Raw genomic sequence first — 25,571 nt, forward strand, 5'->3', positions numbered from 1 at the left:
AGCGACTATGCTGAGTGTAGTTTAGGTGTGGGGCGTACCATCTAATTATGTATGGTACGCCCCCCTCCTAACACCTACCGACTCAGTGCCTCACCCAGAGGGCGGAAATAATCCAGCAGGGCGTCTTTGATAATCCGCCGGTGACTCATATCCGGATAGAGAGGGAATTGCTCAGGCTTGGTGGTGCCCGAGACTAAATAAGCGTTTTCGATTCCGGAGCAGGATTCCACCACTGCTTCAAAGGCGCGAGCCATCATCTCTGTCGGTTGGGAGAAATAATTGCTGCCCATCGCTTTGTCGGCTTTGACGCTGCGTAGTACATAGTCGTGGGTATCCTGGCCATCATCACTGAGCAGAGCTGCGTCAAAAATCTTCAGCAGCCGTTCGTTGAGCGGGTGGGGGAAATGGTCGACATTTCTTAACCAGCAATCGCTGGCAAACAGGATTTGTCGTTGCGGGCCGGAGCGATCGCCGATAGCAAAGGCTTTCTCAGCGATGTAGTGATCAAAGGCATGCCAGAATTCATGCGCCAGTGCGCCAGCACCGGCATTTTTGGCTAACGCCAATTCGCGCTGGTTTGGCGCGTAGTGAGCCTGAACGCCCTGACGGCCGCCGGTACCAAACGCCAGATTGAGGTTACCGCGCAAACCAATTGCCGCTGGTGGCAGAGCTAGGATATAGGCTAAGTCGGCCAGTGAATCGAAGATCAGGTTTGCGGCGAGATCTTTCTCCTCAGTGTTGACCCACTTCCCGATACGGATACCCCCAATTCCGAAGGTCTGTTTGATATCCATAAATGACACCTGATCGCCGTGGCGATAATCGGGCCCTTTGCGAGTTTTGTATTTAAAGCTGGTTAACTGCAAGCTATGCCTCAGCGTTGGGTATCATTGAATCAAAAAGGGGGCACCATCGGCAAGCCGACCGATCGCTGAGCTGCCGTTTAGCGCTGCGACTAGACCGGATGTCCGGTAATCACCGTGCAGTCTAACTGGCTGAAATGCGCTGTGGCGACCTGATTATGCGCCGAGCAGATGAGGTAATCCACGGCTTCGGAACGCATAAACGGATACGGACCCAAGGCTTCGATTTTATCATCGGTACACATGGCAACAATAGCGCCTGCTTTGGAGACTGCATGGCGTTTAAACTCACCATCCTGATAATGGATAGCGGTGAATCCGGCCGCGGAGGACCAACCACAAATCCCCACAAAGCAGAGATCAAAGCGAAATTTATTGAGTGATTCTACCGCGGTAATGTCAATGGCACCACCCACGGCATAATTAAGCTCACCACCAAGCAGAATGGTGCGGATGTGTTGTCGTTCGAGTAATCGGGTGGCAATGGCCGGGCTATTGGTCACCACGGTCAGATTGATGTCGTTAGGCAGCAGGCTGGCGAGCAACATATGCGTGCTGCTGGCATCTAAGAAAATAACCTGATCGGGTTTGATAATGGAGAGAGCCGCCAGTGCTAACGCCTGCTTTTCACTGTTTCTGTTTTCCAGGCGCTGCTCCTGAGTGCCCGTGGGCGGCACCAGGGACAGAACTCCACCGTGAATGCGCTTGCACAATCCCTCATTCGCCAGAAAACGCAGATCGCGGCGGATGGTCGCTTCTGTTGTCCCAAGTTGCAAGGCGAGATCAGCTGCCATCACTTTATTGTTCGATTTCAATAAGTTCAGGATTAACTGATGGCGTTCTTCCGGTGAAAATTTTTCCATTATCATTGTCTGTTAAAAGGTTCGGGGCTTCATTATAAACGAACATAAGTGGTGTTCATATCTGTCCGTTTATAAAGAAGCCCCGAGTTTTGAGGCAGTTACGCCTTTCGTCACGCCCACCTAAAAATTTGCTTTATCTCTTTCTTTATTGCTTATTACTTATTGCATATTACTTATTGCTTTATTCGTTTACTGCTTTGGCTGCAGTTCCAGTAACTGCAGTATGGTGTGCATGACTCCGTCTTCATCATTGGAACGGGCAATGTAATTCGCGGCGGCTTTGGTTTCTGCAAATCCATTGCGCATCGCAAAACTAAACCGGGCACGGTCCATCAGTTCAATATCATTCAATCCGTCGCCGAATGCCATGGTTTCGGCTTCCGTCACTCCCAGCATTGCTTGCAGCTTCTCAACCGTAGTGCCTTTGTGAACGCCCTCGTTGGCAATGTCTATCCAGGCTGGTTCAGAAACCACGATATAAGCCTGTTGTTCAAAAGCGTTAAGCTGAGGACGAAGGGCAGGACACTGTTTATTTTCATCATAAACCGTGATTTTAACGAAGTCAGAAGTGATGTCCGTGTAGGACTCGACCACTTTGACTTCAGCATAAGAGCTGCGCACTAATGCGCGTAAGTGTTCCGGAGTCTCGCGTTTTATCGCGGCATATTCGTTGGTGCATGCAATCACGATATGTGAGCCTTCGATGCTTTCCAGGTGGCGGATAATATCAAGCCCCAATGCATTATTGAGCAGAGACTGATAGACAAACTCGCCCTGGTGTTTAATGCGTGTCGCGCTGTCGCCAAGAATCCAGAAATCCTTGCTCTGCTCACCGAGCAGTTTCTTCAACCCGTTCAACTTGCTTGCCGGTGCAGGGCGCAAATGCTACCCCATGCGCCTGCATGCAGGACACGACTTGCTTGAACAGTTCGCGGTTGTAATCTCCCTGACTGTTGAGAAAGGTGCCATCCATATCGGTGACGATTAATTTGATCATGTTCGGTTTCCTATTCACGTAATCAGCGTTAGCTGACGTTAATAAAACACAGATGAACATTTTCGTCAATATATGAACATTTAAATATTTATTTGTGTTCATTTTGGTTTGGTTGTGTGTATACTTTGGCTAACAGGAATAAAGGTTTGACCAGTCATTGTTGAGTTGTTGAGTTGTGGAGGGTGAAGGAGTGGTGTCATGGTGACAATGCAGGACGTTGCACGTTATGCGGGAGTCTCGAAGTCGACCGTTTCACGGGTGATTAATGGTCACTCGGTATCGGCGGATGTCACTCAAAAAGTGTCCACCGCGTTGCAAAGGCTAGGTTATCATCCTAATCGGCTGGCACGGGCGCTGACAACCAATCGCAATTCGGTGGTCGGTGTCATTATCGCCGAATCATCACAAATCAGCCCGGCAGTCATCGCTTTCCTCTCTCATTTGTTGGCACATATGAGCCGTCTGCACAGGCCATTAATGGTGTTACAACTTCAGGATCAATATTTATCACATACTGAGAGTGTTCAAGCGTTGGCGGAACAGCGCTGCGAGTGCATTGTCTGTGTATCTGCTGGTGACGATTTGGATAAGATGATGAGTGAGTCATTCCAGAGCGTTGGCATTCCTTTGGCTTTGGTTGAAATGACGCTATGTGGTCATGCCATCCTGAGCTTGAAAGCCGTGAAGACCTGTCCGGAGAAAAGTTCGATTCAGGATGAGTTTTTGTCTGTGAATCAATGTATTGAACAAATCATTGCCAATTTTATCGAGCAATAAGGAATGTAATGGCGCAGTAAGTCACTTTATCGCGCACTAAGAGAGGAATACGTGAACGAGTTAAACAAGATGCTTAGCGGAGAGTGGTATGACCCAAGTGATGAGCAATTGAGTTCGATGCGGAGCAGAGCCAGAGAGTTGTTGTATCAATACAATCATGTTGCTGGTGAAAATGAGGTCACCAAACGCGAGTTGCTCGGCAGCTTACTTGGTACCATGGGCAACAATACCTCTATTCATGCTAATTTTTATTGTGACTATGGCTGCCATATCCATGTTGGTGCCAACTTCTTTGCCAATTATAACTGTGTGATCCTTGATTGCGCTGAAGTGCGCTTTGGGGATGACTGCATGCTCGGGCCTCAGGTGGGGATCTATACCGCGACTCATCCGCTTGACCCGACTGAACGTGTCAGTGGTATTGAAGCGGCTAAGCCAATTATCATCGGCAACAAGTGCTGGATTGGTGGTCACGCAACAATTAATCCCGGCGTCACTCTGGGAGATAACGTGGTAGTTGCTTCGGGCAGTGTCGTGACCAAGAGTTTTGGCGATAATGTCGTTATCGGCGGCAATCCGGCGCGGGTGTTACGTGAACTCGAGTGCGGCTAAAGCTCGATACTGATCAAAGATGAAGCCCGGTTTGTCGCTGCACCGCCAAATCATCTGCTGACGAATACGTGTTCAAACCGGGCAACAGCGGCTTCATTTACACAAAGCCGCTTGGGATTAATCGGTCCCGATTAATCCCATTGCGTCGCTTTAATATCAATCACGAAACGGTACTTCACTTGTCCGTTTGCCATGCGTTCAAAGGCTTGCTCAATTTGGTCGCCCTGAATCATTTCTACATCGGCGGTAATATTGTGCTCTCCACAAAAGTCGAGCATTTCCTGGGTCTCTTTGATGCTGCCGATCGAGGTGCCGCTGACACTCAGACGACGGAATACCATCGGCGTGACGTTGGGTGCTTTGTGCGGCGCATCAGGAATGCCGACCAACACCAGGCGGCCGTTGGTTTTCAATGTCGCCAGGTACGGATCCAAATCATGCGGCGCGGCCACACAATCGAGGATCATATCCAGTGACTGCGCTGCGGACTCCATTTGTGCCGGATCTTTAGAAAGCACGATGGTCTCTGCACCCAGGGCGATGCCATCGGCCGCTTTATCCGGCGAGGTCGTAAATAAGGTCACTTTGGCGCCGAGTGCAGTGGCGAGTTTCACCGCCATGTGACCCAGTCCGCCCAAACCAATCACACCAATGTGATCGCCTGCCTTAACGCCCCAGTATTTAAGTGGCGACCAGACGGTTACGCCCGCACACAATAGCGGTGCAACGGCATGAGTCGGCAGGCTTTCCGGTACGGACAGCACAAATTCTTGCTTGGTCACAATCGACTGAGCATAACCGCCGAACGTGGTCGCACCGGAATGGCGGTCCGTGCCGTTATAGGTCGCAACAAAACCCTGATCGCAATATTGCTCTTCTTGCTGCTGGCAGTGCGAGCACTGGCCGCACGAGTCAACCATGACGCCAACGCCAACCAGCTGACCTGGTTGAAAGCGCGTTACTTCATTGCCTACGGCAGCAACTCGTCCGACGATTTCGTGACCCGGAACCATAGGGTACTGGCTCATTCCCCATTCGTTTCTGGCCATGTGTAAGTCTGAATGGCAAACACCACAATAAAGAATGTCGACTTGGACGTCATCCGGGCGCAATTCACGTTGAGAAACGGTGCCGATTTGTAGTTCTTTATCGGCGGCGATTGCGGTAATAGCTTGGATATTCATAAATCATCCTGTGTTGGGGCGTTGAAAATGAGGGCGCACTATAGACACAATTTTCTCTTTTTGGTAGTAGTTACCATTTAGTGTAATAGTAACCAAGAGGTAACCATGCCGATTATTGTTGATGGCAAATTAATCTTCAAAGAGGACTCAGAACCAAGACGCTTAATGGAGATTTTATCCGTCAAGTGGACCAGCATGGTGATTCATGCGTTGTACCACTGGCCAGGTGGTAAATGCCGTACCGGCGAACTGGAGCGCAGTATTCAGGGCATTTCGAAAAAGATGCTGGTTCAGACGCTGCGGGAAGTGGAAAAAAGAGGCTTAGTGAAAAGGACTGTGTTTAATATCGTGCCGCCAAAAGTGGAATATGAACTGACCGAGTTAGGCAAAACGTTCGCGGAGCCTATTGAGCATCTCTACCAGTGGGGCATTGAGCATAAAGAGGCTCTGGATGAGATGGAAGCGCACTACCAAAGTGACCAGGTGTAATCTCGGTCTGGTGTCAGTGAGCTTTCCATACAAGATCTCATTGAAAATGACCGGCCGCTGCGTAGCCAGTCATTTTTAATCGCGGCGTGACTGTGATTGAGAAGCGAAACGCTCTCGTTTCTCAATCAAAAAATCCATCAGAACACGAATTTTCTTTGGCATCTGCTCTCGTGACGGGATGTAAAGATAAAACCCCGGGAACGTTCTGCACCAAGGTTCCAGAACGCGCACCAATGTTCCTTCTTCGATGTACTTCTGCACCCATAAATCAAGGTGTTTGACCAGGCCAACTCCTTGAATGGCCGCCTGTAGCATACTGAAATCATCATTAAATACCGCACTGCCTTTCGGCTCATAGATGACGGTGTGATGGTCTGAATCAGGTGAGGTCAGTGACCAATGATCGATGACTCCGCTCGACGTAAAGCGATACGCCAGACAGTTATGAGCTTCCAGATCATTTGGATCTTGCGGGATGCCATGTTGCCGAAAATAGTGCGGAGATCCGACAATCGCGTTGCTCAGTGGCGGAGTGATAGGAACAGCGACCATATGTTCATCCAGACTGACACCCAAACGAATCCCCGCATCCACCCCTTCGGCGACGATATTGGTTAATCCGTCTTCCATAATCAGCTCTAAACGTATCTTGGGATAGCGGGTCAAAAACTCACTGAGATGGGGTTCGACCAGCAGCCGGGCTGCCGTTCTGGAAGCACTGATTCGGATAAGCCCGGAAGGCTCATTATGGGATTCGTTTAACTCGCCGACGACTTTTTCGATGCCAGTCAGCGAGGGCTGTAAGACATCCAGTAAACGTTGGCCTTCGTCGGTCAGTGACATATTACGGGTTGTACGATTTAACAACCGTACCTGCAACTGCTTTTCCAGCGCTTTGATATGTTGTGATAAGGCAGCCCGAGTCACCCCCATTTCAGAGGCGGCTTTGGTAAAACTGCAGTGGCGAGCAACATGTGCAAACCATGTCAGTGACGACATCAGAGAAGGTTCAATTGGCATTTGTTAAGTATAGCTAAACAGTCATGTGTGTAAAACGATATTTATCCAATACAGTTCGTTAACTAAGATTATCTCGAAGCTTAGGTCATGCCGAGGCGAACACTTAACCGCTACAGGAGAATTTCGTTATGTCTAAAGTCACTTTCAAAAACCTAAATGGTCAGGGTATCGAGATGTCAGCTGTTATCAATTTCCCTAAGGGTTTTGATGAAAGCAAACAGTATGCAGCCGTGGTGGTGTCACACCCTGGCGGTGGCGTAAAAGAGCAGACGGCAGGATTGTATGCTCGCAAGCTGGCCGAAAGCGGCTTGATTACTATCGCGTTTGATCGTTCATACCAGGGAGAAAGCTCGGGCGAGCCGCGTCAGATGGAAAACCCATACATCAGTACAGAAGATGTCAGTGCCGTGGTTGATTATCTGACCATTCTGCCTTACGTCGATAATGACAAAATCGGTGCGATGGGGATTTGCGCTGGCGCCGGATACAGTGCCAATGCAGCGATTAATGATCGCCGCATCAAAGCACTGGGTATGGTCAGCGCTGTCAACATCGGCCAGATGTTCCGTAACGGCTGGGACAATTCGGTAAAAGATAGCGATGCAGTCGGATACCTGGAATTTGGCTCGAATGCACGTACTGAAGATGTCCGTAGCGGTGAGCTGGCGATGATTCCTCTTGCGCCGATGCGTGAAGAAGACGCGCCCAATGAAGAGCTACGTGAAGCATGGGAATACTACCACACCCCGCGTTGCGCTCATCCTAATGCGCCAGGTTATGCATTGACACGCAACCTGAACCAAATCATTACCTACGATGCGTACCACAAAGCCGAAGCCTTCCTGACTCAGCCAATTTTGGCGATTGCGGGCAGCAATGCCGGCAGTAAATGGATGAGTGATGATTTGCTGGCTCGCGCAGCCAGTCAGAACAAGCAACTGCACATCATCGAGGGTGCGAATCACATGTCTTTGTACGACGTACCTGACTATGTCGATGAGGCCGTATCTGAATTGGCTTCGTTCTTTAAAGATACGCTGCAATAAGCCAGAACGGTGAGCGGACACTGGTGATTGTAAGAAGGCACTGGTGATTGGCAAGAAAGCATTGGTGATAGCACGAAAGCGTCAGTGCCTGTTTCTTGCCAGCCTCATCTCAAGTCTCGCACCGGACAAATGACCGTGTGCGCAGCAGCAAACACATGGTCAATCTAAACCTAAACTTATTGGAATGAATAATGAGTAACGTACTTGTACTTGGCGCCAGCGGACAGATTGCACAATGGGTCGTGAAATCTCTGGCTGGCGAGCCTCAAATCAATCAGACCCTGTTATTACGTAATCCCAAAAAGTTAGCTGAATTCGATTCGGCACAAGCAAAACTCGTCATTGGTGATGTACTCGATAGCCGGTTACTGAAATCGGCGATGATCGGGCAGGATATTGTGTACGCGAACCTTATTGGCGACGACCTGGATAAGCAGGCAGAAGCGGTTATCGCTGCGATGCAGAAAACCGGAGTCAAACGCTTGATATTCGTGCTGTCTCTCGGCATCTACGATGAAATTCCCGGTAAGTTTGGCGAGTGGAACGATGCCATTATTGGTGAGCCCTTGCAGTATTACCGCCGTGCCGCTGATGCCATTGAAGCATCTGGTCTGGATTACACGATTTTGCGTCCGGCTTGGTTAATGGATGACGATGAAGTGGATTATGAGATCACCACCAAAACGCAAGCTTTTAAGGGCACTGTAGTCTCTCGTAAAAGCGTGGGGGATTTGATTGCGAAAGTCATTGTTGATCCCAACCTGCATCGTGGTGCCAATTTAGGGCTGAACAAGCCAAATACCGACGGCGATAAGCCTTATTTCATGTAAACCGAGATAATAGTTACAAATGATTGATCCAATATTTCAACCTTTTACTTTTGCAAATGGTATCACTTTAAAAAACCGAGTGGTGATGGCTCCCATGACCACCTGGTCGGCAAACCCGGATGAGACGATCTCTGATGAAGAGCTGGACTATTATCGGGCTCGTGCTAACGGGGCAGGTTTAATACTGACAGGATGCACTCATGTCCAACCCAGCGGTATCGGCTTTACAGATGAATTCGCCGCGTATGACGACCGCTTTATTCCGAGTTTACGCAAACTTGCCAGCGCCGCCAAAAATGGCGGAGCAACCGCCGTGTTGCAATTGTTCCATGCCGGCAATAAAGCCGTTCCGGAACTGGTTCCTGGTGGTGAGCTTGTCAGTGCCAGTGCGGTCGTCGCGCCGAAAGGGCCGTTTAATGAAGGGAAGCTGGCCGGACGGGAGTTAACGGAGCAAGAAATTAATGACGTTATTCGCGATTTTGGTGAGGCAACCCGACGCGCGATAGAAGCAGGTTTTGACGGCATCGAATTGCACGGTGCACATGGCTTCCTGCTGCAGAACTTCTTGTCACCTTGGTCTAATCTGCGCACAGATCAATGGGGAGGTTCACTGCAGAACCGAATGCGTTTTCCTCTGCAGGTGGTGCGTGAAGTTCGTCGAGTCATCTCTGAACACGCCGATCGTCCGTTCTTACTGGGCTATCGTATTTCCCCTGAGGAGTCGCTTGAGGGCGGATTACGGATTGATGAGACGCTTGCCTTTGCAGAACAGCTGGCTGAAGAAGGTTATGTCGATTACCTGCATACCTCTTTGTACGACATTTTGTCTGGCAGAGCACAGCAGGATACGACGGGCAAAACCATTGCTGAGCGTTTTATCGAACGCATGGCCGGCCGTATCCCTTTAATGGCGGCCGGGCGAATCCGAACTCCGGAGCAAGCCCGGAAGGTGGTCGAAATGGGTCTGGCGTTGGTTGTGGTCGGCCGAAGCCTGGTGATGAATCCGCAATGGGTGGAGATGGCCCAAACGGGCAGAGAAGCCGAAATCAGTCTGACCCTGGACCTATTCAGTGACCCGGAAACATTAAAGATACCTGCTAAATTATGGCATGCGATTAAGTTTACTCCCGGATGGTTTCCGGTGAATGCCTGAGTGAACAACCCGAACGGCGTGATGACACGTTCAGAGTTGTAAACACAAAGCGGGTTCTATGAGCATCCGGACAGCATATCGTTGTGCCCGTCAGATTGTTGCCGGGCACAGTGTGATTAACTTAATGGGGTGAAGTAATGGATATGTTGAAATGGCTCGGTATTGGTTTTTCGATCGCTGTCATGGCGATTTTTGTGGTTTTCTTGGTGGTAACCCGTATCGAAAATGCACAATATGCAGCGAATCAACACCGACAAGAGCAACAGGCAACAGCTGACGATAAAGCGGCGAAAACCGCGGTTGTGGTGTTTTCCCGGTCTGGCAACACTGGAATCCTTGCCAACCATATTGCCAATAAAACCAACGCTGATATTTATGAAATCACGGCGCACGCCTATCAGCTTGGCGTCCCTGGATTGATCAATGCATTAAAGGACGCGCGGGGCAACGTGGCTGAGATCATACCGGGACGGGTCGACCTCTCATCGTATGATACGGTCTATTTAGGTTCACCTATCTGGTTATACAGTCCGGCACCACCTATTTGGCAATTTGCACAAGATAACGATTTCAGCGGTAAACATGTTGTGCTGTTTAATAGCTTCAACAGTAAATTCGAGCAGCACTTTATCAATGATTTTGAGGCCTTGGTGCGCAGCAATGGCGCTGTGAGTTTCCGCCATCAATATGTGAAACGCGGGCGCATGGGCAGCCAGCGCTCAACCGAGGAAATGATCACCGCATTTGAGCAGCAGCGTCCACAACGGACAGATTAAAAGGTGAGTGCTGATGTTGTGCAGTAGTGAGCATATTCGGTAGAGATGTGTAGTGGTTTAATGATCCCGGACACCAAATTAGGTGGCAAAGTATCCACTATAAAAGTGTGGTCTTGCCAACTTAGCCAACTAGTTCGAATAGGCCGTCTTATTTCTATTTTTTAACCTACCGAAGAAACGTGTTCTCTGTTAGAGTCACCGTCAACTACGCTATTGAATAAAGACACCCACAGATCGCATGTCATTGATGGATTTTTATTCACCCTTAGAACTCATTTTAGGAATCCCTAGTGACTAACAACGAAATTTTACGTCGTATCCAACACGCGTTAAATCTTAAAAACGCGCAGATAATGAAAGCTTTCGGGCAGGCCGAAGTCACTGTGGCTCACGATAAAGTGGCAAACTGGTTAAAAGATGAAAGCGACAAATCTTGCGTTAAGATGAAGGATCAAGAGTTAGCGGTATTCTTAAATGGCTTTATTAACCTCAAGCGAGGAAAAAAAGACGGCGAGCAACCTAAGCCAGAAGTCACGTTGACCAACAACATGATTCTCATGAAGCTGCGTATTGCGCTAGACATGAAAGCAGAAGATGTGTTGGACGTATTAGAAGTGGTTGGTATTAGTTTAAGTAAATACGAAATTGGTGCGTATTTCCGCAAGCCAAACAACAAAAACTACAAACAGTGTGAAGACCAAATGCTGTGCGACTTCTTAAATGGTGTGCAGTTTACCAATCGTCCCGATTCTGAAGAGTTTACTGGGTAATTTTTATCTCGAATCGAACGTGGTAATTGATTAAAAAAGCGAGAACCATTTTATTTGGCTACTCGCTTTTATCATACTAAAGACCGATATTAGAGCTTCACAATCACGTCTACTCTTTGTCTTTCTTCAGTATTTAGCAAATTCACGGACTAAGAAGTGTCTAAAAGCGCTCTAGACCATTATCTTTGAACTCATACATAGGGCAAAAATTCGTCCTGAGTTTTTAAGTTTTGGCGTCGAAAACGCCAAAACCGGCCCGGACAGCGCATCACAACTAAAGGTACTTTTGGAACCCTCTTTGTGTCAGTAAAGAGGGATATTCGATATCATTACAAACAAGTGGCCAACATTTACTCGTTTGTCGCCCACACGAAAATGTGTAGGGGATTAACGCGTTTTACGGTTAGATTGATTTTGAAATAAGATCAGCTTTCAACAACCCACCTTTTGTCAATAATTTGGGGGAGAAATTGGGGGTTCTTCGTTGTTTGTATGCTGCGAGTATTTTTTGTAATCCATTCGCTTCTAGTAAAGAAATATTGATCTCTGTATCCATATCTGCGGCATCAATGAAATCAGCCGAGAATGCAGGAGCAACGATAAGCACCTGAGCAACACGATGACCGCTTGCTTCGCAGCGTTTTACGTATGATTTTACCTGTCTGGAAGTTGTCGCGTATTTGGCAAATTCACCATTCTTAAATGATTTTGCTTCACCGATAATGACGTCATCGTTTTCTAGTGAAACAATAATATCGGTCTTATCTTTCGCTGTATTAATATCTTTCCGCAGATCCTCATCTACATTCATTCCTAATTGTTCCAGTATTGAACGAGTGATTTCTTCGAATTTAATTCCGATATCGGCTTCTTTGATATCGATGCCTGCATCATGCAGCCCTTGTAAGTCTCGACTAGCAAGCAGGTGGTAGTTTCTCGATGAAACGGTCACTGGCACTTGCGAAAGAATCGATGATTTGGCTTCTCGGATTACCTCTTCGACTCAAGCCCATATCATTTCGTATAGTCTTGATTTCATCATTAGTGTACAAATAAAGGATATCGAGAGGTGTGATACTCAGCGATCTTAGATATTCAGGATCCAAAGACTCTTTGTTTTCAATTTCGAAGTCAGAGCGTATACGGTTTTCTACATTCGGTTCGGTACGAGACAGTGATTCCATAAGCTCTTTGTAACCGCTGACGCTCAGCAAGTTAAATTCATCTTCTTCAGAACTCTTAAGGTGATCGATTAAAACTTCTATTCGCTCTTGCAAACGAGTACCTATCTTGGTGATATCAAGATCCATATCTTCAAAGAGTTGTTTTATTCTTTCTTTTCTTTGATTTTGTGTTGCATCTTCAGAATGTATGTCGTTTGCCAGAATATTTCGAATAGACAGGCCCGAGCGGGATATGGTGGCTATTTTTTCCTTTCTATCCACACCTCTTACTTTGCAGCCATGATTTTTCAAGGTGCTAGAAAGCTCTGCATCTGATAGTGACCGCAAAATCCGCAATACATATTTATCGTGTAACTCTTTGCCTAATACATCGTGCAGAATGTCAACAATTTCGTCCGGAACCATTACCTCTGAACGTCTTCGGTTGATCATAATGATGCCACATTCTCTTAGGTATTCTAGGGCATTATCAATACCAAGCTCGGGGATCGGGTCTATCGAATGCTCAATAGCATTGACTTCTTCTCTTGACAGTTCTAAGCGTTGAGCCAGTACGTTAAGAATACTGCGTTCATCCTCAGATATCTTTGCTGTTCTATTAACCTTCAAGTCGTTACAAAAAGCGGTTTCGCACGCAATCTCTATAGATATCGATCCGATTTAATCGCTCAAAATTGCTGGATTCGTCAGCTTCAATCTCTTCTAAAAGAGACCTGCTGAGCGTGTTTATTGCCTGATACTCTTCTGTATAAAGCTGTTCAATCCAAGGAATCGTCGCTATACAGTTCCCATCTCGCGACAGGATATTGATAAGTAAGAAAGCTTGCGGACCGCCGATAGATACTTGCTCAATGATATGTTTTTTGAAGTGTTTTTTTACCAAGTTAAAAAGTTGGTTTATTTCGTTACCAGATGCAGATTTGAGCTGGCCATCAATCTTGTTGAGCTGTTTAGCTAATTCAGGGTCGCTTTTGTTATCTTGGCAAAGTTTATCGATACAGTTTACAAATTTGGAACGCTCTACTTGATTGGTATGATTTAAGACTTGATTTAGCTTCATAGTATGTCAAACCTAAGAATAAATACGTAACAGTTCTAATGATATTAGAACCACATATTTAATGATGTAGGTTTCTTGATATAAAACTGTTAGATATGTCACTTGTTTTGTATGCGTGACCTTGTTACTGCAAAGATGCCGAAGGAATTGATTTAGAAAAAGTATGGCGTAGGTTTGGTCTGCTTAAATCCAGTGAAAAAGCAAACTCCAAATCTAAAGCGGGGCATACAGCCGCCCGCTTCAAATTTGCTGTATATTGAGCAAAAACACCGTGAGAACGAGCGATTTCGCCAGCACGCACATAAAATTAATGAAAATGGTGCTGCGCACTGTGCAAGAAAAACACTTCACACTGGTGATCACGGGCCAGCTGTTGCAGCAGTTTTTGGTTAACGAAATCAATCTCACCGGAGGCGACGATGGCGCTGGCATTGCCTGACTGGATGGCTTTCATCACGATCTCCAGTTCAGACTGGGATTGTGAAGGCTTCATGTGAATGATTTTACCGCACTGTACGTGATGGGCCGCGAGGGCATCGTACTGAGGGCGCGGACACTGCGCTGTGTACAAAATCCATTGTTGTTGCTGAGATAGCTGCGCTAAACGAGACATCATATCTTGATTAGCGCTTACCTGGCGGTAGCTATCGGTCGTGTAAGTTTGGGTGCCAAAACGTGTGGTATCAAAATCTACATGAAGCATAACACTGTCCTTTCATACATGCTGTATGTCTATACAGTATTCCTAAATATCATACTGATCAAGTTTAAATTTGATGAAGAATTGACCTTAACTTGTCTTTGTTTTTACGAAATTAATATTAAGTATTTGATTATATTTAATAAATTTTAAGTTTTGATACGGAGATAAAGTCGCTGATTGGTGTGATTTTCTGTGATCTAATTAACTTTTCAGCGTATGAACAGTGGTTTTATACAGTAGTTTTATCCAGTGCTTGCGGTTAGTGGTACCTGCAGAAACGGCTGTGTCTTAGTGACGGGGCAGCGGTGGATAGGCGGGGCAGAAGTGGATACCAGAGTTATACAGTGGTCTGTTTTGGCGGTGGGATAATGTTGGATGGTATCGATCGCAGGGATCAAAAAAGCGCCGTCCTGGCGCTTTTTATCGGGTTTATAGTCGGTTTGCGTTCTGGCTGGCCAGACGTTCACGCTGTGCTTGCTCGGCAATATTAAATTGTCTTACGTCCATGCGAGCAAAGTCATTGCAGTTTTCACAAGCGTGATTGGTTTTGCCGTCGAGATACTCGAGTTTGGTCAACTGGTTTGGTTTTTTACACCAATCGCAAATACCGTAGATAGTGAACATGTTGTCTCCTCACCTGAAGCAGGTGCCAAATTCGCGCGGAATTATCGCATGTCACAGGCTGGTCTGTTAACTATTTGTTGTAAATATTGAGAGAGTAATCGATTGCGTAACCAAGCGTAATTGGGCTGTTGACGATTTTATATCAGCTGGATGAAACTTTATTTAACGATTTATTAACTTCGCTAATAAGCACCTTCATCGCTCCGTTGAGGCGCTTCATTTCATCTTCACTGCCTTTCATATCCGGGTGGTAAATTTTCGACAATTGCTTATAACGAATTTTGATTTGCCGCTCTTCCGGTAGCTGCCCTGGTGCAAATCCAAACATGGCGCAGGCCAGGTGAAGTTTTTGATCCTGAGTCTGACGGCTCTGATGGGTCTGCATTTTTTTCAGCTGATGATACAGCGTGTCCAGCTGGCGCTTTTGTTGTTTTAGCAGGTTGTCTTTCTGGGACAGGCTTTCATTGAGTGAATTCTGGTGCTGGGTCTGCTGTCTGCTGGATTTTTTCACGTAGCGGTAGACGGACAGACCCGCGATCAACACCACAATGCACAGCACGACAAACAGATAATCGCTCATCAGGCTAGGTGTTTGTGGGGCTACGTGAGTTGAGTCTTGGCTTTGTGCGGCTTCGGTGGTCTGGTTGATGGCACTCTCGAGTTGCTCAATCGACGCGACCTGGCGCGCACGTTGCTGATCAAACTGCTGCTGCAAAATGGCGCTGTAGCGCTGTTTCTGCCTGTGGATTCTGGTCAGCCAGGCTGTGATACCACAGCTCAGCCATCGCTGAGGGGGCAGGGGAGCTGTCGAGGCTTTCATAAAGCTGTCCGATGGCCATGGCTGCGTTGCTGTCACCGCTGAGCAATTGGCGCGTCAGCCAGTACAAAGCCTGCGTCGTATTGGCTTCGGTTCCCAATCCGTGCTGGTAAGCGTTGGCGAGTTGCTGCATGGCTTGTGGATGGCCCTGCTGCGCGGCTTGCTGAAACCAGTAAAATGCATCGTTCAGATTGATGGTTAAGTTGTGGCCGGTCTGATAATCGACCCCTAATTGGTACTGTGCTGCGCGATCCCCTTGATTAGCCAGTTGGATCAGCTCGGAAGGATCAGCCACAGCCTGGCTTGAGAGCAGTAACCCCAATGCAATTATCCATGCGTGAAGCGCTTTCTTCATTGTGGTTGGTTTCCCTTTATCATGATGTGTATTGCGTGTGAGCGACGATATGCACTGGGCTGGGATATCTGAAGTTGTCATCATACGTACCCAATGTGTCAATACATTGCGGACGGCACACCACAAAACAAAAAAGCCCGGCATTTAGGCCGGGCTACATCCATACGGGTATCGACTAAACGATTCAGGCGGAATGGTGCAACTCGTTGCTCACCCGCCTATTAAATCATTTCAGCGGTAAGATTTGAATCTCTACGCGACGGTTACATGCACGGCCATCTGCTGTGCTGTTGCTGCATAGCGGGTAACGTTCACCGTTACCACGCGCTACTGCACGGCCTGCCGCTACGCCCTGAGACAACAGGAATGAACGTACGGACTCTGCACGACGCTCAGACAGTACCTGGTTAGTGGTGTCGCTGCCTGTGCTGTCGGTATGACCATCAATCACCAGGCTGGTATCCGGGTATTCAACCAAAATGCGTGCCACACCACGAAGTGTGTTGTGGATAGAAGAGTCAAGCTGGTAAGAGTTGGTCTGGAATCCGATGCCGTTTTCCATGCGCAGCAGTAGCTGGTTTTCGCCTACACGCTGTACCTGCACACCTGAGTTCAGCAGTTCCTGGCGCAGTGCTTCTTCTTGTTGGTCAAAGTAGTAACCAACGCCACCGCCGACAGCAGCACCACCTGCCGCACCGATCAGCGCTCTCTGACGTCGCTCTTTAGCGTCATCGCCGGATGCCAAACCAACCGCAGCACCTGCCAGCGCACCTAAAAGCGCACCTTTGGTGGTTGAGTTAGTTTCGTTTTCACCCGTGGTCGCATTTTGGCGTTGTGTGGCGGCACAACCAGAAAGTGCGATTAACACTGCAAGAGCCAATGTAATTTTTTTCACAACTTCATCTCCGTGAGTTATTCAGTTTTCCGGCTTGCAATAAACGAGAAAAGCGTTCGCGCGTCAATGCAAGCATAGACGATTTTACTGACTCTTGACTTAAGATTTACTTAAATTACTTATTTAGTTGAGCAACTTATCGATTGGCGGCGGATTAATACAAGCTGCTTGTCGATTGCTACTGGTGTCTTATTTGAGAAGTTTAGGGGCTTGTGCGCCATCAATCGGACGACTCACAGAGACACGGCGTCCTTTTTTGAGTCCGACTTCGTAATCTTCGGTCAGATTCTTCATTGCTTCACGCAGCTGTTGCTTGAAGGTTTCGCGGTCGATGTTCTGAAACTCTTTATCAATATAGTTATTGATCTTGTTGGCCGAATCATCGTCTGGCGCGATCTCTGGCAGTTTCTCCAGCGCACCTTCTACCCAGCCGGACAAAAAGGAATTTACCCGACGCTGTACTTCGGTGTTTGGGGTACCGCTACCGGCAAAACTGTTGCGGAAACTGGCCGGTTTGCTCGTTCATTTCACGATAAACAATATCAAAGGCAAACGCGGCAAAAATCGCCCGGTCCGCTTCACCGATAAATTCAACCCGTTTCAAACCTTTGTGGTTGAGCAGCACAGCTTCAACACCAAATTTGGTATTGATACCACGGATCACGCGCAAGATAGCGGAAGAGATCGAGGCTGGCAGCAGATGGGTTGACTGGGTTTTGCCCATCTTGATGAACTCGATATCATCTTTATCCAGACCATATTTGAGCATCAGCCGATGCGCCATTTTAATGGCGTTGGCGGCTTCGTTCACATTGGCGGAGTTACCCAGTTCAAGGCACTTTGCGATTTTTTTGAGGGCTTTTTGCTTATCCATCGACATGAAAAAAACGTTACTACGGCATTGGGAAAAGTCCGCCATTTTACCGTTTTTATGCCGGAATTTAAAGTCGGGTGCAGAAAGGAATGTGAATGAGAGCCCGTCTTTCAGACGCGGTTTTACGAGTAATCGCGTTTTACAGGCAGCGGGGGCGTTTCATCACCCGCTGCCGGGAATGGCTTGTGCTATCAGAGACCGAGTTCATCGAGAAGATCGGAGGTCGCATCATCGTCAGCAGCGTTGTTCTGCTGTGTCTTGCTGTCCATTTTTTGTTGTGCCGCGGCAAGAATCGAATCCGGACTTTCGTCTTCCTGAATTTCAAACTCTTCCAGCTGGATAAATTCGGTTTTATCCATCGCCAGCTCCAGGTAGAAAATGTTGTTTTTCTCAGTTGAGAAGGTGACGCGACGAGCCTGCGGGCGATCCAAATTGGTATCCACCGACAGAATGACCTGTTTGTTGAGTGACAGCATTTTAGGCTGGTTTTGGGTGATATTAGTCTGCAGTTCTTTACGGATCTTATTGGTAAAGTCCCCCACCAATTGGTTCATCAGCTCACCCAGCACATCACCCACTTCGTCAGAAGTATGCAGCACCGCCAGTTCTTCTTCCGGCATGCCCATGTTGCGCATGTAATTGGCGTACACTTCCAGCGCTGCTTTGGCGGTAAAGTTGATCACCACCAGGCCACTAAAGCCACCGTCAAACAGGACAAAACAGCCAAAATCCGGTTTTAAAGAGGTTTTGTTGATCTTCTGCACCATGGCCGAGTAAGAAATATTCGAGGCGGTGGCGGAAGTCAGAACGCTGGAAACTGACTGACACAGTTTCAGCAAAATATCTTCAGTGGTAACGATCTTACTTTTTTTCATGTAATTGTCCGTAAAAGCTGATTAGACGCAAAGCGTGATGGGGGAAACTGAGCCACATTAATCCTATGCTGTGTAAAAACATGCACTGCTAAAATCCTATGCGGCGTAAAATGCACCATTAGCAATATAACGTCATGATGTTGCGAAATAATCCAAACCGTATCATAGCAGGCTTAGTGATAAATCATAAGCTGAGTATCACTAGTGAAAAATTCCGTTTCATTTCATTCTGGCATTGAGATTCTGATTTGATCACCTTTTTAAATGTTGTAAAGTGACATGACTCAAATATTAATACCAAAAATAACTTATAACCCAGAGCTGATAGGATCAGCGCAGTACGGGCAGGAAGCAAATGTTACCAAGACTTCACCTCCAATCCGATGTTGACCCTGTTGTTTTAACGTTTTTACATGAACTTGAAGCAGCGGGATTTAGCGGCGATATTGAAACTCAGTATTCAAGTCGTCTTGCTGTTTCCACTGATAACAGTGTGTATCAACAACTGCCACAAGCCGTTGTCCATCCGAAATCGACTCAGGATGTGTCGATCATCGGTAGAATAAGCACTAAACCCGAATTTGAACGCGTCACGTTTTCTGCCCGTGGCGGCGGTACCGGCACCAATGGTCAGTCTTTGACTAAAGGGGTGGTGGTTGACCTTTCCCGTCATATGAACCAAATCCTGGAAGTGAATGCCGAAGAAGGCTGGGTGCGGGTTCAGGCTGGTGTCATTAAAGACCAGCTGAACGATGCGGTGCGTCCTTACGGATTCTTCTTCTCGCCGGATCTGTCCACCAGTAACCGCGCGACGTTGGGCGGCATGGTCAATACCGATGCATCCGGTCAGGGCTCGCTTAAATACGGTAAAACGTCAGACCATGTGCTGTCGCTGCAGGCAGTATTTGCCGATGGTTCGGTACTGGAAACCGATTTGTCGCAAGGCGGGCCTGAGGCGGGCAGTTATGCCGCTGAAGCGATGCGGGTTACCGAAGCGGTATGCCGTGACAAGCGTGAGCAGATTGTCGCTAAATTCCCGCCGCTGAACCGTTTCCTGACTGGCTATGACCTGAAAAACGCCCTCGATACCGATCATGATCGCTTTGATATTACCCGCGTACTGTGTGGCGCTGAAGGTTCACTCGCGTTTATCACGGAAGCCAAGCTGAATCTGACCCCAATTCCGAAAGCGCGTACTCTGGTCAACATCAAGTACGACAGCTTTGATTCGGCGCTGCGTAACGCACCGGTGATGGTGGAAGCGAATGCCTTGTCGGTGGAAACCGTTGACTCGAAAGTACTTAACCTGGCGCGTGAAGACATTGTCTGGCACAGCGTCAGCGACCTGATCACCAGCGTTCCGGGCAAAGAGATGCTCGGCCTCAATATTGTTGAATTCGCTGATCAGGATGAAGCCTTAGTGCGTTCTCTGGTGGAACAGCTGACCGCCCGTCTGGAAGTCATGGTCGAGAATCAGGAAGCGGGTATTATCGGCTTCCAGGTGTGTGATGATTTGGCGAGCATCAACCGTATTTACAACATGCGTAAGAAAGCGGTTGGTCTGCTGGGTGCGGCGAAAGGCTGTGCCAAACCGGTTCCGTTTACTGAAGATACCTGTGTGCCGCCGGAGAATCTGGCTGACTTTATCGCCGAGTTTCCGTGAACTGCTGGATTCAAAAGGTCTGGCTTACGGCATGTTTGGCCACGTTGATGCCGGTGTTCTGCACGTGCGTCCGGCGCTGGATATGTGCGATCCCAAGCAAGAGCTGATGATGCACGAAGTTTCGGACGAAGTGGTTAAGCTGGTGGCAAAATACGGCGGCCTGATGTGGGGTGAGCACGGTAAAGGTTATCGTTCAGAATACGGTCCGGAATTCTTCGGTGAAGAACTGTTTACCGAGCTGCGCCGTGTGAAGGCGGCCTTTGACCCGCACAACAAGATGAACCCGGGTAAGATTTGTACGCCGCTCGATACCAATTTTGAACTGGTTAAAGTCTCTGACACCAAGCGCGGCTATTTTGACCGCCAGATTGACGTCGAGGTACGCGACAGCTTCAAGCGTGCGATGGAATGTAACGGTAACGGTCTGTGCTTTAACTATGATACCAGCTCGCCAATGTGTCCTTCGATGAAAGTCACCGCCGATCGCCGTCATTCACCAAAAGGCCGTGCCGGCCTGGTGCGTGAATGGCTGCGTCAGCTCACTGAGCAGGGCATTGATATCCTGGATCTGGAGAAAAAGGCGCTGGAAACCACGCCAACCATCAAAACCATGATTGACCGGGTGCGTAACCGCATCAACAAACGCCATGAGTATGATTTTTCCCATGAAGTGTACGAAGCGATGAATGGCTGTCTGGCCTGTAAAGCGTGTGCCAGCCAGTGTCCGATTAAGGTCGATGTACCCGGATTCCGTTCCCGTTTCCTGAATATCTATCACTCGCGCTACCAGCGTCCGGCCAAAGATTATCTGGTTGCTAATATTGAAACCATGCTGCCGGTGATGGCTAAGGCGCCAAAACTGGTCAACGGTGTGATGGCACAGAAATGGGTACAGAAGGTCACGGCGTCTACGGTGGGTTATGTTGATGCGCCGATGCTGTCAGTGCCGACACTGGCACAGCGCACTCGCCGTCATCCGCTGACCCAGTTTGATATGCAGCGTCTGGCGTCGTTGTCGCAGGCTGAGCGCGACCAGCATGTGATCATCGTGCAGGATCCGTTTACCAGCTACTACGATGCGGATGTGGTGGAAGATTTTGTTGCTCTGGCAGTCAAACTGGGCAAAAAGCCGATTCTGCTGCCGTTCAAACCAAACGGTAAAGCGCAGCACATCAAAGGCTTCCTCAAGCAGTTTAAGTCGACAGCAACCAGTACAGCCGGATTCCTGTCTCAGGTTGCGGATCTGAATATTCCAATGGTGGGCGTCGATCCGGCACTGGTGCTGTGTTACCGCGATGAATACGCAGAGGTCCTGGGCAGCGAACGGGGTGATTTTAATGTTATTACCGTGCACGAATGGCTGCAGCCTCGTCTGACCGAGTTCCACGCTAAGGAGTCTGCTCAGGCTGAACCTTGGTATCTGCTGGCGCACTGCACCGAGAAAACCCGGATGCCGAACGCAGAGAAAGAGTGGGGCGCCATTTTTGCCCACTTCGGTGCGACGCTGAAGACGGTGCCGGTCGGCTGTTGTGGTATGGCGGGTACGTTCGGTCACGAAGTGGATAAATTCCAGATGTCGAAGGACATTTACGGCCTGAGCTGGAAACCAAGTATCGAGAAGCTGCCGGTCGAACGTTGCCTGATCACCGGTTACTCATGCCGCAGCCAGATCAAACGCTTCGAAGAGACCAAACCTAAGCATCCGCTGCAGGCCTTGTTAGCACTGTTGTAACCTACGTGGTTATCTCTGCTGTAACCTGCATGGTTATCACTGCTGTAACCGACTCGGTCAGCAGTCGTTAACTCTGATTGGATTGATAAAGCCCGGTTTTTACCGGGCTTTGTTTTTATATCGTCACAGAAAAGGGCTTATACTGATAACAATACTGATCTGGGAGTTACTATGCGTTTTTTGGAGTTGAAAATACCGCCGGTGGCGCTGTTTTTGGTTGCTCTGGTTCTGATCAACCGTTTAGCTGTTCTGATCCCGTTTACCGACGTCAGTCTGCCGTATAAATATGCGGTATTTGCGGTCTGTTTTGTCGCTGCCGGAGTGATTGGTATTGCCGGTGTGGTGCAATTCCGCCGCGCTAAAACCACCGTTAATCCGGTTCAGCCTTATAAAGCGACCACAGTGGTTGACTCCGGGGTGTTCCATTACAGCCGTAATCCAATGTATCTTGGTCTGTTACTGCTGCTGTTCGGTTTTGCCTACTGGCATGAAAACCTGATCAGTTTCTTTGTCGTGGCGGGCTTTGTGATGTATATGAACCGCTTCCAGATTATTCCGGAAGAGAAGGCGTTGGAGAGCTTGTTCGGAGAAGATTATGTTGATTACAAAACCCGGGTGCGGCGCTGGCTGTAAGCCGGAAATCACTGCATTGATGCCGGATAATGACGCAACAAAAAAGCTTCACCGTGTGGTGAAGCTTTTTTCATGTTTGTTTTTGCCTGCGACCGCTTAAGCCGCTTTAGCGAACTTTGCCAGGAAGGCATCCTTACGCTCGTTGAACCGGCTGACCAGGTCATCAATGTCGGCCTGGTTGTAAGGCTTCAGACCGCTGGCTACCATGCGTTTGACGCCGCTACCGACCTGTTCGCCTTCTTCTTTAAAGGCAAAGTTCAGCGTCACGATGCCGCGTTTGCCTTCGACATCGAAAGTTGCACCGGTAAATTCTACTTCAGGGTGAGTCAGATCAAGGCGTGAGAATTCCACTTCCATGCTTTCGTAGATTACGAGCGGACGCTGACAGTTGATCATCATCTGCTGCTCTTCCATCAGCGGCACCATGATGTGCGGGAAGTTCATGCCAGAGAACTGGACGTAGTTGGTCACGACATGTTCGATGAAAGCCGCGTCATGGCTGACTTCGCCTTCACGATTCATGTGCAGATACTCTTTACCTGACTCGTCGACCACAGCGCTCTCTTTGCTGCACTTATTCTCAATATGCAGAGCCGTTCCGTCACCCACCATACCAGAGAAATCAAAACGCATTTTCTGGCTGATGCCTTCACGCTTCAGTAATACTGCAAACAGTAGGTCACCAGGTACACAGAAGCGCTTGCTGTCTTCATCGTGGATTGGGTTAAAGTCGCCCGCGACACGTTTGGCAAAGTGACTTGCCTGTTCGCGAGTGAACTGGAATTGATGGTCTTGAGTTGAGAAGTAAGGAGCTAGAAACATAATTTACGCTATTCCGACAAAACTGTGACGGATTATAGCTCTCAAGCCATAGCTTAATGGTCCAATCAGTTGGAAATCTTCAAACAATATTCATAATTACAACAAAATAAGTGCTCAAAAGCGTGATCTTTTTTCGGGCAAAGGCGTAGAGAAGCCAGTCAGGACATAGGGAGAAGCATCGTGGCTCATAAAAAACCACATTTGCCAGAAAAACAGTGCGTGGCGTGCGGCAGACCGTTCACCTGGCGTAAAAAATGGGCGGATTGCTGGGAAGAAGTGAAGTATTGCTCGCAAAGATGCAGGGCAGGGAAGGTTCTAGGACCTAGGACCTAGACCCTAGACCCTAGACCCTAAAACTAGAACCCAGGACCTAGAACCTAGAACCCAGAAACCCAAGACCTTAGAACCTAGAAACCTTTACCCCACACTCGGCAGTAACTGCTCCGGCATCAGATGATTGTGCACGGCCTGCAGCAGTAACTCGTTTGCCGCGGCGATATCCGGCGCAAAATAACGGTCTTTATCGTAGAACGGGACTTCACGGCGCAGGATCTGCCTCGCTTCTTCTACGCGAGCTGACGAGACGTTGGGCGCACGAAAATCCAGGCCCTGAGCGGCCGCGAGGTATTCAACGGCCAGAATACCGCGGGTGTTCTCGCTCATGTCTTTCAGGCGGCGACCGGCGAAGGTGGCCATCGACACGTGATCTTCCTGATTGGCCGAGGTTGGCAGGCTGTCCACCGAGGCCGGGTGAGCCAGCGTTTTGTTTTCACTGGCCAGCGCTGCAGAGGTGACCTGAGCAATCATAAAGCCGGAGTTGACCCCGCCATTATCGACCAGGAAAGGTGGCAGTTTACTCAGTGCGCTGTCGATCAGCAGTGCCATGCGGCGCTCAGACAAGCTACCGATTTCGGCAATCGCCAGTGCCAGACCATCCGCAGCCATGGCCACCGGCTCGGCATGGAAGTTACCGCCGGAGATGATGTCGCCGTCGTCGGCGAACACCAGCGGGTTATCAGAGACGGAGTTGGCTTCAACCTGCAGGATATCCGCCGCATTACGGATTTGCTGCAGACAGGCGCCCATGACCTGTGGCTGGCAGCGCAGTGAATACGGATCCTGCACTTTTTCACAGCTCTGATGAGAGTCACCGATGGTGCTGCGTTCATCCAGCACATGACGGTAAGCGGCGGCGGCGTCCATCTGGCTGCGATGACCGCGCACCTGATGAATACGCGCATCGAACGGACGACGGCTGCCCAGTGCTGCATCGACGGACATTGCGCCGCAAACAGTCGCAGAGGCAAACAGGTCTTCGGCCATAAACAGACCTTCCAGCGCGAATGCGGTCGAGGCTTGCGTACCATTAAGCAGTGCCAGGCCTTCTTTCGGTGCCAGGGTAATGGGCTCCAGTCCGGCAATGTTAAGTGCCTGCAGGCCGGAAATGACTTCGCCCTGATAACGGGCCTGACCTTCGCCAAGCAGAATGGTGCTCATATGGGCCAGCGGTGCTAAATCACCGGAGGCGCCGACGGAGCCTTTTTGTGGTACGCATGGGTAGACTTCATGGTTGACCAGGGTCATAAGTGCTTCGAGTACCTGCAGACGGATACCGGAGAACCCGCGGGCCAGGCTGTTGATCTTCAGCACCATCATCAGACGCACGGTTTCATCGGCCATAAACTGACCGATGCCGGCCGCATGGGAAAGCACAATACTGCGTTGCAGCGTTTCTAAATCCTGCGGTGCAATCTTGGTATTGGCCAGCAAACCAAAGCCGGTGTTAATGCCGTAGACGGTACGATTTTCTGCAATCACCTGCTCAACGACACGGGTGCTTGCTTCTATCGCCGGGATCGCTTCCGGATCGAGTGACAGTGTCACAGGTTGGCGGCTCACGGCACGCAGTTGGCTCAGGGTTAAAGCGCCGGGTTTAATCACAAGGTTCAACATG

General features: G+C 48.8%; 27 protein-coding genes and 2 pseudogenes. 11 read left to right on the forward strand and 18 right to left on the reverse strand.

What is annotated here, in order from left to right; translation table 11 throughout:
- Window positions 1-74: 74 nt before the first annotated feature.
- The 4 genes from ABDK09_13710 to ABDK09_13725 all read right to left on the reverse strand — a co-directional run bounded on the left by ABDK09_13710 (window position 75) and on the right by ABDK09_13725 (window position 2,723).
- Window positions 75-866 (reverse strand): CLCA_X family protein, encoded by a 792-nt coding sequence (locus tag ABDK09_13710; GenBank protein ID XAW90454.1) that lies wholly within the window; start codon window positions 864-866, stop codon window positions 75-77.
- An 89-nt stretch (window positions 867-955) separates the two neighbouring features.
- Window positions 956-1,726: a DeoR/GlpR family DNA-binding transcription regulator gene (locus ABDK09_13715; protein XAW90455.1), complete on the reverse strand. Its 771-nt coding sequence runs from the start codon at window positions 1,724-1,726 to the stop codon at window positions 956-958.
- Between the two features lie 189 nt (window positions 1,727-1,915).
- Entirely contained in the window at window positions 1,916-2,575 is a 660-nt protein-coding gene (locus ABDK09_13720; GenBank protein XAW90456.1) for an HAD family hydrolase, read from the reverse strand.
- Window positions 2,556-2,723, reverse strand: coding sequence for an HAD hydrolase family protein (locus ABDK09_13725; protein XAW90457.1), 168 nt, complete (start codon window positions 2,721-2,723; stop codon window positions 2,556-2,558). Before ABDK09_13725 ends, ABDK09_13720 begins: the two co-directional genes overlap by 20 nt.
- 198 nt (window positions 2,724-2,921) lie before the next feature.
- On the opposite strand from ABDK09_13725, the gene ABDK09_13730 reads away from it, so the two are divergent.
- Both ABDK09_13730 and ABDK09_13735 read left to right on the forward strand, forming a co-directional pair.
- The gene (locus ABDK09_13730) at window positions 2,922-3,500 is read left to right on the forward strand and encodes a LacI family DNA-binding transcriptional regulator (GenBank protein XAW90458.1); all 579 of its coding nucleotides are present in this window, start codon (window positions 2,922-2,924) and stop codon (window positions 3,498-3,500) included.
- A gap of 51 nt (window positions 3,501-3,551) precedes the next feature.
- The gene (locus tag ABDK09_13735) at window positions 3,552-4,112 is read left to right on the forward strand and encodes a sugar O-acetyltransferase (GenBank protein XAW90459.1); all 561 of its coding nucleotides are present in this window, start codon (window positions 3,552-3,554) and stop codon (window positions 4,110-4,112) included.
- A 131-nt stretch (window positions 4,113-4,243) separates the two neighbouring features.
- Here ABDK09_13735 and ABDK09_13740 read toward each other — a convergent pair whose 3' ends face one another.
- Window positions 4,244-5,296, reverse strand: coding sequence for an NAD(P)-dependent alcohol dehydrogenase (locus ABDK09_13740; protein XAW90460.1), 1,053 nt, complete (start codon window positions 5,294-5,296; stop codon window positions 4,244-4,246).
- A 105-nt stretch (window positions 5,297-5,401) separates the two neighbouring features.
- On the opposite strand from ABDK09_13740, the gene ABDK09_13745 reads away from it, so the two are divergent.
- Window positions 5,402-5,785 (forward strand): helix-turn-helix domain-containing protein, encoded by a 384-nt coding sequence (locus ABDK09_13745; GenBank protein XAW90461.1) that lies wholly within the window; start codon window positions 5,402-5,404, stop codon window positions 5,783-5,785.
- Between the two features lie 75 nt (window positions 5,786-5,860).
- Here ABDK09_13745 and ABDK09_13750 read toward each other — a convergent pair whose 3' ends face one another.
- Complete coding sequence (locus tag ABDK09_13750) at window positions 5,861-6,805, reverse strand: LysR family transcriptional regulator (protein ID XAW90462.1); 945 nt, start codon at window positions 6,803-6,805, stop codon at window positions 5,861-5,863.
- Window positions 6,806-6,933: 128 nt separating this feature from the next.
- Here ABDK09_13750 and ABDK09_13755 point away from each other — a divergent pair, with 128 nt between their 5' ends.
- From ABDK09_13755 to ABDK09_13775, 5 genes are all read left to right on the forward strand, one after another.
- Window positions 6,934-7,851: an alpha/beta hydrolase gene (locus ABDK09_13755; GenBank protein ID XAW90463.1), complete on the forward strand. Its 918-nt coding sequence runs from the start codon at window positions 6,934-6,936 to the stop codon at window positions 7,849-7,851.
- Window positions 7,852-8,042: 191 nt separating this feature from the next.
- Window positions 8,043-8,681 (forward strand): SDR family oxidoreductase, encoded by a 639-nt coding sequence (locus ABDK09_13760; GenBank protein XAW90464.1) that lies wholly within the window; start codon window positions 8,043-8,045, stop codon window positions 8,679-8,681.
- Window positions 8,682-8,700: 19 nt separating this feature from the next.
- Complete coding sequence (locus ABDK09_13765) at window positions 8,701-9,834, forward strand: NADH-dependent flavin oxidoreductase (protein ID XAW90465.1); 1,134 nt, start codon at window positions 8,701-8,703, stop codon at window positions 9,832-9,834.
- Between the two features lie 143 nt (window positions 9,835-9,977).
- On the forward strand, window positions 9,978-10,610 hold the full coding sequence (locus tag ABDK09_13770; GenBank protein XAW90742.1) for a hypothetical protein: 633 nt from the start codon (window positions 9,978-9,980) through the stop codon (window positions 10,608-10,610).
- Between the two features lie 290 nt (window positions 10,611-10,900).
- Window positions 10,901-11,380, forward strand: a complete 480-nt coding sequence (locus tag ABDK09_13775; protein XAW90466.1) for a DUF1456 family protein — start codon at window positions 10,901-10,903, stop codon at window positions 11,378-11,380.
- Window positions 11,381-11,783: 403 nt separating this feature from the next.
- Here ABDK09_13775 and ABDK09_13780 read toward each other — a convergent pair whose 3' ends face one another.
- The 10 genes and pseudogenes from ABDK09_13780 to ABDK09_13825 form a co-directional block, all read right to left on the reverse strand.
- A complete protein-coding gene (locus tag ABDK09_13780; protein XAW90467.1) occupies window positions 11,784-12,332 on the reverse strand; it encodes a hypothetical protein in 549 nt (182 codons plus the stop codon).
- The gene (locus tag ABDK09_13785) at window positions 12,295-13,173 is read right to left on the reverse strand and encodes a hypothetical protein (GenBank protein XAW90468.1); all 879 of its coding nucleotides are present in this window, start codon (window positions 13,171-13,173) and stop codon (window positions 12,295-12,297) included. Before ABDK09_13785 ends, ABDK09_13780 begins: the two co-directional genes overlap by 38 nt.
- Window positions 13,174-13,177: 4 nt before the next feature.
- The gene (locus tag ABDK09_13790; GenBank protein ID XAW90469.1) at window positions 13,178-13,624 is read right to left on the reverse strand and encodes a hypothetical protein; all 447 of its coding nucleotides are present in this window, start codon (window positions 13,622-13,624) and stop codon (window positions 13,178-13,180) included.
- Window positions 13,625-13,931: 307 nt separating this feature from the next.
- Window positions 13,932-14,327, reverse strand: a complete 396-nt coding sequence (locus tag ABDK09_13795; protein ID XAW90470.1) for a hypothetical protein — start codon at window positions 14,325-14,327, stop codon at window positions 13,932-13,934.
- Window positions 14,328-14,756: 429 nt separating this feature from the next.
- A complete protein-coding gene (locus ABDK09_13800; GenBank protein ID XAW90471.1) occupies window positions 14,757-14,951 on the reverse strand; it encodes a hypothetical protein in 195 nt (64 codons plus the stop codon).
- A gap of 142 nt (window positions 14,952-15,093) precedes the next feature.
- The gene (locus ABDK09_13805; protein ID XAW90472.1) at window positions 15,094-15,666 is read right to left on the reverse strand and encodes a hypothetical protein; all 573 of its coding nucleotides are present in this window, start codon (window positions 15,664-15,666) and stop codon (window positions 15,094-15,096) included.
- Window positions 15,650-16,123, reverse strand: a complete 474-nt coding sequence (locus ABDK09_13810; GenBank protein ID XAW90473.1) for a hypothetical protein — start codon at window positions 16,121-16,123, stop codon at window positions 15,650-15,652. Before ABDK09_13810 ends, ABDK09_13805 begins: the two co-directional genes overlap by 17 nt.
- A 226-nt stretch (window positions 16,124-16,349) precedes the next feature.
- Window positions 16,350-17,018 (reverse strand): OmpA family protein, encoded by a 669-nt coding sequence (locus ABDK09_13815; protein ID XAW90474.1) that lies wholly within the window; start codon window positions 17,016-17,018, stop codon window positions 16,350-16,352.
- Between the two features lie 189 nt (window positions 17,019-17,207).
- Window positions 17,208-17,892: pseudogene (locus tag ABDK09_13820) on the reverse strand (DUF2786 domain-containing protein).
- Between the two features lie 191 nt (window positions 17,893-18,083).
- The gene (locus tag ABDK09_13825) at window positions 18,084-18,767 is read right to left on the reverse strand and encodes a DUF3334 family protein (protein ID XAW90475.1); all 684 of its coding nucleotides are present in this window, start codon (window positions 18,765-18,767) and stop codon (window positions 18,084-18,086) included.
- A 355-nt stretch (window positions 18,768-19,122) separates the two neighbouring features.
- On the opposite strand from ABDK09_13825, the pseudogene ABDK09_13830 reads away from it, so the two are divergent.
- A pseudogene (locus ABDK09_13830) lies at window positions 19,123-22,162 on the forward strand (FAD-binding and (Fe-S)-binding domain-containing protein).
- A gap of 171 nt (window positions 22,163-22,333) precedes the next feature.
- Window positions 22,334-22,795: an isoprenylcysteine carboxylmethyltransferase family protein gene (locus ABDK09_13835; protein XAW90476.1), complete on the forward strand. Its 462-nt coding sequence runs from the start codon at window positions 22,334-22,336 to the stop codon at window positions 22,793-22,795.
- Window positions 22,796-22,891: 96 nt separating this feature from the next.
- On the opposite strand, the gene ABDK09_13840 is transcribed toward ABDK09_13835, so the two are convergent.
- Complete coding sequence (locus ABDK09_13840; GenBank protein ID XAW90477.1) at window positions 22,892-23,617, reverse strand: DUF3581 domain-containing protein; 726 nt, start codon at window positions 23,615-23,617, stop codon at window positions 22,892-22,894.
- A gap of 180 nt (window positions 23,618-23,797) precedes the next feature.
- Between ABDK09_13840 and ABDK09_13845 the strand changes: the two genes are divergently transcribed.
- The gene (locus ABDK09_13845; protein XAW90478.1) at window positions 23,798-23,950 is read left to right on the forward strand and encodes a DUF2256 domain-containing protein; all 153 of its coding nucleotides are present in this window, start codon (window positions 23,798-23,800) and stop codon (window positions 23,948-23,950) included.
- Window positions 23,951-24,034: 84 nt separating this feature from the next.
- Here ABDK09_13845 and hutH read toward each other — a convergent pair whose 3' ends face one another.
- Window positions 24,035-25,570 carry a histidine ammonia-lyase gene (gene hutH, locus ABDK09_13850; protein XAW90479.1) on the reverse strand — a complete coding sequence of 512 codons (1,536 nt, stop codon included), beginning with the start codon at window positions 25,568-25,570 and terminating at the stop codon, window positions 24,035-24,037.
- Window position 25,571 lies beyond the last annotated feature (1 nt).

This window comes from Vibrio sp. CDRSL-10 TSBA (assembly GCA_039696685.1).
Taxonomy (GTDB): domain Bacteria; phylum Pseudomonadota; class Gammaproteobacteria; order Enterobacterales; family Vibrionaceae; genus Vibrio.